The sequence below is a fragment of the Elstera litoralis genome (assembly GCF_000963705.1).
GTDB lineage: Bacteria > Pseudomonadota > Alphaproteobacteria > Elsterales > Elsteraceae > Elstera > Elstera litoralis.
The window spans coordinates 1-2,625 of the sequence record NZ_LAJY01000455.1 but is presented as its reverse complement, the minus strand read 5'-3'; the positions used below and the strand labels follow the sequence as shown (position 1 = coordinate 2,625).

Sequence of the window (2,625 nt, the reverse complement as noted above, 5' to 3'; positions counted from 1 at the left end):
CCCCGCGCGCGGCGAGAAACACCAGCGGCACATGCTCGACGCCGAGCAGCAGAATAATGCCGCCGGGCGAATAGAGCGGGTTCGGCGTGCCGGGTTCCGGCGCGAGATTAAGCAGAATCAATAACGGATTATTCGGCGACAGCAGCTCGATCCAGGCCAGCGCAATGATCTGCGAGGGGATGAGCAAGGGCAGCAACGCCATCAGCGTCACCCAGCGCCGCCCCCGAATGTCGGTCAGCACGACGGCCACCGCAAGGCCGGTCCCGACGACAAGCGCAACCAAGGATCCGCCGAGGCTTGTCACTAACGAGCGCGTGAGCGCCCGCCAGAAGGCCGGCGTCCCCATCAATTGCGCCGCAACCGCCGGATCGAGCGATTCCATCAGCAGGCGCAGCATCGGCAGCAGACTGACCGCCGCGATAATCGCAGCGGTCAGCAGTCCCAGCCAAAGATCGGCCCCAGGCCGCACGCCTAATCGCCGCCCCTAGCCGCCAAACGCGTCGGCGAAGCGCTTCTTATTCGCCTGATCTTCTTTCAGCAAAATCTGCACCGGCGCGGGCAGAACCTTAATCGTCTCGCGGGCGGGGAAGCCCTCCGGCGCGGCCACATCGGCGCGCGTCGGCAGATAGCCTTGCGAGGCGGCAAAGCGCTGCCCATCCGCCGACAGGACGAAATCGATGAAAGCTTTCGCCGCCGCCGGGTTTTTCGCCGTCGTCAGCATGGCGACGGGTTCGGTCACGACCGTCACCCCTTCCTTCGGGAAGACGAAATCGACCGGCGAGCCGTCCTTCTTGGCGTTCAGCCCCATGAAATCGACGATGATTCCGTAGAGCTTCTGTCCGCCCGCCACTTGCGTGCGAACCTGGCCATTGCCCTGGACGGCCACCGCGCCGTTCTGGGCGAGAGATTCGAAGTAACCGAGGCCAATATCCTTCACCCCGGCGAGCGTGCCCATGTGAATGGCGGCCGCCCCGCTATAAAGCGGGCTGGGGAGCACCACTTGCCCCTTGGCGTCGGCGGCCAGCAGGTCCTTCCAGCTTTCCGGCTTCTTCGCCTTGGTATTATAGATGATGCCCGTGGTGATGAATTTGGTGCCGAAATAGGTGTAATCTGGGTCGAACGCGCCATCCGGCAGACCCGCGACCTTGGCGTCGCGGTAGGCGGCGAGGCGATTTTCCAGCTTCAACTGTTCCATCGTCATCGCGTCGGCGATCAGCAGCAGATCGGGCTGCGGGGCTCCGGCGGCGATTTCGGCGCGCAGCTTGCTCATGAGCTGGGTCGTGCCGTCGCGGACGAAATCCACCTGCACGCCCGGCACGACCTTATTAAAGGCCGCAACGGTTTCCTGCGCATCCTTCTGCGGCTGCGACGTATAAAGCACAAGCTTGCCCGAAGGCGCTTGCGCCAATGCCGTTCCGGCCAGCAACAGACTGAGAGGAGCAAACATCGCCAAGGTTTTTTTCATAGCAATCATCCTGCGCATGGTGATCTCCTGAAACAGAATCGCCGCTCGGTTGGGCGATTAAATAAAGCACAAATCCAATAGCGGCATATCGGAGCAATATCGATATTTTTCCACGCTATATAATTTTTTATTCTCCGTCATAAAACTGAAATACAACCGATATCAACAGTCAAGCTTCGGAATAAAAACGGCAATATTTAGCACAAGCTTACCGAGAAAGCCGGGAGAGTGCCGCGTTCAGCGGGGGAGCCCGCCCGAACCAGCGACGCGTTTCCCTCTGGTCGGAACCTTGAAAACCGGGCATGACTAAAAGGGTATTCGTCTTTGGACTGCTCCATGCCTAATCCGTCTGCTATTTCGATCCGTGCCCTTGAGAAAACCTATCGTCGCCGCGGCAAAGGCCCGGCGAAGCATGCGCTGAGGGGGATCGATCTCGATATCCCGCAGGGCTCGCTCTTCGCCCTGCTCGGGCCGAACGGGGCCGGAAAATCGACCCTCATCAACATCATGGCCGGGTTGGTGCTAAAAACCTCGGGCCAGGTCACGATCTGGGGCTGCGACCTCGACGAAGACCCGCGCCGCACCCGCGCCGCCATCGGCATCGTGCCGCAAGAATTGAACATCGATGCTTTCTTCACGCCGCGCGCGCTGCTGGACCTGCAAGCCGGGCTCTACGGGGTCCCCAAAGCCGCCCGGCGGACCGATGCGCTGCTGGAAACCGTCGGCCTGACCGACAAGGCCAATTCCTACGCGCGCACTCTGTCCGGCGGTATGCGGCGGCGCTTGATGGTGGCAAAAGCGATGGTGCATTCCCCGCCGATCCTAGTGCTGGACGAGCCAACCGCCGGGGTCGATATCGAATTGCGCCAGCAGCTTTGGGCCAATGTCCGCGATCTCAATCGCCAGGGCGTGACCGTGCTGCTCACCACCCATTATCTGCAAGAAGCTGAAGAGCTGTGCGACCGCATCGCCATTATCGCCGACGGCCAAGTGCGCGCCAATGATACCAAGGAAGCGCTGCTGGCGCGGCTCGACGGTAAAGAGCTGTACATTACCCTCGCCGCCCCGCTGCCGGTGCCGCTGCCCCCGGCGCTGGTCGCCCTTGGCGCGCAGCCGATAAGCGGCGACACGCTGCTGTTCCGTCACCGCCGCCTCGACGG

At 61.8% G+C, this 2,625-nt stretch carries 2 protein-coding genes and 1 pseudogene; 1 reads left to right on the top strand and 2 read right to left on the bottom strand.

The genetic code is table 11. The features are described 5' to 3' along the window. Together VZ95_RS15680 and VZ95_RS15675 are read right to left on the bottom strand one after the other, a co-directional pair. Nucleotides 1-469, bottom strand: a pseudogene (locus VZ95_RS15680) (iron ABC transporter permease); the annotation flags it as partial. Between the two features lie 15 nt (nt 470-484). Beyond that, entirely contained in the window at nt 485-1,465 is a 981-nt protein-coding gene (locus tag VZ95_RS15675; RefSeq protein WP_045776694.1) for an ABC transporter substrate-binding protein, read from the bottom strand. Between the two features lie 336 nt (nt 1,466-1,801). Between VZ95_RS15675 and VZ95_RS15670 the strand changes: the two genes are divergently transcribed. Further along, a partial coding sequence (locus VZ95_RS15670) for an ABC transporter ATP-binding protein (RefSeq protein ID WP_045776693.1) occupies nt 1,802-2,625 on the top strand: 824 nt, incomplete at its 3' end.